Annotated in this window: 5 protein-coding genes and 2 pseudogenes; 1 reads left to right on the top strand and 6 read right to left on the bottom strand. The window is 69.0% G+C overall.

The window, feature by feature from the left end; genetic code table 11:
• Positions 1–88, top strand: a pseudogene (locus tag EV657_RS21255) (IS5/IS1182 family transposase); the annotation flags it as partial.
• 243 nt (positions 89–331) lie between these two features.
• On the opposite strand, the gene EV657_RS21250 reads toward EV657_RS21255, so the two are convergent.
• The 6 genes and pseudogenes from EV657_RS21250 to EV657_RS21810 all read right to left on the bottom strand — a co-directional run.
• Positions 332–691 (bottom strand): hypothetical protein, encoded by a 360-nt coding sequence (locus EV657_RS21250; RefSeq protein WP_134079851.1) that lies wholly within the window; start codon positions 689–691, stop codon positions 332–334.
• Positions 691–1,260, bottom strand: a complete 570-nt coding sequence (locus EV657_RS21245) for a lysozyme (RefSeq protein WP_166673769.1) — start codon at positions 1,258–1,260, stop codon at positions 691–693. Before EV657_RS21245 ends, EV657_RS21250 begins: the two co-directional genes overlap by 1 nt.
• A complete protein-coding gene (locus EV657_RS21240; RefSeq protein WP_134079847.1) occupies positions 1,253–1,492 on the bottom strand; it encodes a DUF7940 domain-containing protein in 240 nt (79 codons plus the stop codon). Before EV657_RS21240 ends, EV657_RS21245 begins: the two co-directional genes overlap by 8 nt.
• Positions 1,493–1,666: 174 nt before the next feature.
• Entirely contained in the window at positions 1,667–1,978 is a 312-nt protein-coding gene (locus tag EV657_RS21235; RefSeq protein WP_134079846.1) for a hypothetical protein, read from the bottom strand.
• 99 nt (positions 1,979–2,077) lie between these two features.
• Positions 2,078–2,869, bottom strand: a complete 792-nt coding sequence (locus EV657_RS21230; RefSeq protein ID WP_134079844.1) for a hypothetical protein — start codon at positions 2,867–2,869, stop codon at positions 2,078–2,080.
• 45 nt (positions 2,870–2,914) lie between these two features.
• A pseudogene (locus EV657_RS21810) lies at positions 2,915–3,550 on the bottom strand (hypothetical protein); the annotation flags it as partial.

Here is a 3,550-nt window from a genome sequence, read left to right as displayed (position 1 = left end):
GACCCGCTACGACAAGACCGCTGAGAGCTTCCTCGGCTTCATTGACATCACGTCGATCCGTCTCTGGGTCCGCCATTTGTCAACATGACCTAGGAGCGTCCGCTCTGGGGAAATTGCGACGCAGCATTTGAGTATGTCTCCAAGGCCCGGAAAGGACCGACTGGCGATATTTAGTTCACCTGATTCGATCCTCCGTCGAAGGTCCTCTCTGCGGATTATGAGACACGTAACAGCGACGGCGTTGAACGTCTGGTCTCCGCCCTTTCACGCCCCGCACACCCGCCTGGCCAGCGCCACCGGATCCCGCTCGTCCGGGCCGCCAGGATCGCCCCTACCGCCTGAGCGCCCGGACCACTCCGATGGCCGCAGCCCCGCCGAAATAGAACGTCACGATCCGCAGTTGCAGGTCCAGAAGGTCTCCGGAGAGCGCTTCTGTTGCGCCCAGCGAAAGCACCTTGTCCCAGATCAGCAGCTTGGCGTTGTAGAGGATGAACGGCGCCGCCCAGGCGGCTTGCACCCACGCGGTCAGGCGCCCGCCGAGCGCCCGGTTGGCCTGACGCTCCTGCAGTTCGGCGATGCGGATCTCGGCCGCGATCCGGTCGGCATCATTGGAGGCGCGCAGCCGCGCCTCGTAGGCCTCGCGCAGCTGGCCCGCCAGCCCGCCGCCGAGGATCTGCATCAGCCAGCCCATCACGACGCCTCGCGCATGCAGTAGCCGTATTCCTCGGTCCGGCGGTTCCTGAGCCCCGCGACGACGCGCCCGCCCGCCTTGTTCCACCAGGTCAGGGCCTCGCAGGCGCCCGGCACGTCGCCCGCGTTCAGGCGCCGGGTCGCGGTGGATCGGCCCACGCCAGCCACCCCGACGTTGATGGCGAGGCTGGTGAAGGCGGCATCGCGGGGCGGCGGCAGGCGCCGGGCGCGCGTCTCGGCCGAGAAGAAGGTCAGCAACCGGGCACGATAGTCGCGGACCTCGGCGCGCAGCAGGGCCTCGCAGTCCGCATCCGACAGGACCATGCCCGGCCGCGCGGTCCGCGTGTGGCCGTAGCAGATCGTCCAGACGCCCACGATGTCCCGGTAGGCCGCGTTGCGCTTGCCTTCCCATTTTGCGATCAGCGGCACGGCCAGCGCCAGCGCGCGGGCCTCCTGCGTCTGGGCGCTTTCCGGGGCCGAGGTCGGAATTCCGATATCGGGCTGCGGTTGAGGGAAGGCGAAGACGGCGATCAGCACCAGACCGGCGACGGCAAGCAGGATCTTATTCATCGCCGATCCCCTGCGCCAGAAGCCGACCGACCGCGCCATAGGCCAGCAGCCCGAGATAGACCCAGGCGACCAGCATGGGCGGGATCGGCAGCCAGGGCAGCATGGCGATGATCGAGACGACGCCCGTCCAGATCACGCCGAGGATCAGCGCGCGCATCGAGTGCGACCGCCACAGAACCGCCCGCCAGTTCGGAATCAACGCAGGAAGAGACTTCAGGATGAAGTTCAGCATTTCGCCCTCCTTGGGCTATTTGAGGATGGTTGGTGTCGGCGCAGTGCCGGGGGCCATATTCAAGCAGCGCCTGATTAACGGTCGGCCTCCGGACCGGTCTCTGGCCCCGGTCTCAGGGCCAGACGATCAGCGCCAGCCAGATGGCGGCGGTGAGGGTGAGATAGAGGGGCAGGCTCATTTGCCGCCCCGCCAGAGGCGCAGCATCTCGGCCAGATGGGCGGGGTCGCGCTTCAGCCAGAGGAGGGCCGCGGCGGCGGTTTCCAGCGCCAGCGGGCCGAGGACGGTCACGCCGACGATGGTCAGGCGCTCGGGCATGTCGAGCCAGAGCGCGATCTCGGGGCCCGCGACATAGCCGATGGCGCCCGAGGCCAGCACGATGCCCATGCGGGCCAGAAGCGCCATGCCATCGGTCCTGAGCCAGACGAGGACCAGCGCGCCGAGAAGCGCCAGCAGGGTGCGGAGCGCGCTGTCGGTCGCCTCAAGCATGGCGGCGCGCCCAGAGGGTCCGGCCCGCCCCGGGACGGTCGCGGGGAATGTCGGTATCGTCGGCCATGGCCGGTCTCCTTCGGGATGGGTCTCGGGGGATCAGAGCTCGGTCCGCGCGCCCGCGGGAGAGAGGGTTACGGTCAGGACCGCATCGCCCGCGCGGCTCCTCACAACGGCAAACCGCACATGCGTGGCCAGGGCGGGCACCCGGACGGTCTCTGTCGTGAGCGCGGGGAAGAGCTCGGTGCCCGATCCGCCCGGCAGCGTGACCGCCCGCCTGGCATAAGACTGGAACGGACAGAGGAACGCGCCCTCGGTCAGGGGAAAGGTCCCGGCCCCGCCGGTCTCGTTGGCATAGTCGCCGGGCAGCGCGATCCATGGCCCCCAGCTCATGCCGCCATCGGACGAGAACGCCATGCGCCAGCCATCCGAGCCCCTCTGCGCCGAATAATACGCGACATGCGCCATCGCAAAATCGCCAATCGCGACGATCCCGGGCTCGGAGGACCCGTCCGAATGGAACTGGTGGCAGGCGGCCCTGGTATTGGTGCTGTCGTATTTGTCCAGAAGCGCGGCGAGGATCTTCCCGGTCAGCATGCCATAGGCCGTGCCGCTGCTGTCGAGCGCCTGCGCCTCGGTCAGTTCCCGCAGCCCGGCCGGAACGAAGCTGTCAGACGCATAGCCGCCAAGCGCGATCCAGCCGCTGTTGGCCTCGTTGCGCATCCTGAGCGCCTTCGCGGCGGTATCGACCCAGAGCATGCCGGGCCAGGTCTCGGGCGGCGGGGTCGGCCCGGCATTGGTCGAGGCGGCGGCGGCCAGAGCGCCCTGGAAGAAGGCGAAGGCCTGGGCCTTGGTATGGGTGACGTTCGGAATATAGGTGGCCTGGGTCATGGGGTCCTCTGGGTCTTTTGGGGGGATTGGGGGCTGGAACCGGCCTCAGGTCGCGCGGAAGGCCGCGACGGACAGGCGGGTGACGCGCAGCGCATAGGCCGCGCTTTCGACAGAGAGGGCCGCGCGGATCTGGAACAGGCGGCCGTCGAACTCGGCCGCGTCGAAGCTTTGCCAGGGGCCCCAGGTGGCGGTCGCGTCGTCACGGACCCGAACCTGGGTGTCGAGATCGCCATAGGCATCGGCCCCGCCCTGCCAGAAGAGCCCGTCGGGCGGGGTCCAGAAGGCGCCCGTTTCGGGGCCGAAGATCCGGTCCCGCCGTTCCTCGATCAGGATCCCGACATCGCTGACCAGCCGCACCGGCCCGGCCGTGCCGAGGTTGATGAGCGCCGAGAAGACATAAAGCGCCTCGGTCGCGCCCTCGTCGGTCGACAAGACGCCGCCCGCGGCCGAGCAATCCGCCTTGGTGCCCGCAAAGCCCGGGGCCTCGTCGAGGCGGGCGACCTCTGTCATCGGCACCAGCGAGGCGGCGCGCAGCGCGACCGCGCTGACCGGGCCGGGATTGCCCCTGGCGTCATAGGGCCGCGCGAGATAGCTGCCGGTCTTGAGCGGCAGCGAGGCGTCCGTCGCCCCGCCCGGCACCGCCTTGCCGATCACCACCGAGCTTTGCCAGGTGGCGCCGGT

This window comes from Rhodovulum visakhapatnamense, assembly GCF_004365965.1.
In the GTDB taxonomy this organism is placed as follows: domain Bacteria; phylum Pseudomonadota; class Alphaproteobacteria; order Rhodobacterales; family Rhodobacteraceae; genus Rhodovulum; species Rhodovulum visakhapatnamense.
The sequence above is the reverse complement of the archived record's forward strand: the minus strand, read 5'-3'. Positions and strand labels throughout refer to the sequence as shown.

Excerpts from the sequence above, each read along its gene's own strand:
- EV657_RS21235 (WP_134079846.1), bottom strand. The coding sequence starts at position 1,978 with ATGCTTGAGGCGACCGACAGCGCGCTCCGCACCCTGCTGGCGCTTCTC.
- EV657_RS21250 (WP_134079851.1), bottom strand. The coding sequence starts at position 691 with ATGGGCTGGCTGATGCAGATCCTCGGCGGCGGGCTGGCGGGCCAGCTG.
- EV657_RS21230 (WP_134079844.1), bottom strand. The coding sequence starts at position 2,869 with ATGACCCAGGCCACCTATATTCCGAACGTCACCCATACCAAGGCCCAG.
- EV657_RS21240 (WP_134079847.1), bottom strand. The coding sequence starts at position 1,492 with ATGCTGAACTTCATCCTGAAGTCTCTTCCTGCGTTGATTCCGAACTGG.
- EV657_RS21245 (WP_166673769.1), bottom strand. The coding sequence starts at position 1,260 with ATGAATAAGATCCTGCTTGCCGTCGCCGGTCTGGTGCTGATCGCCGTC.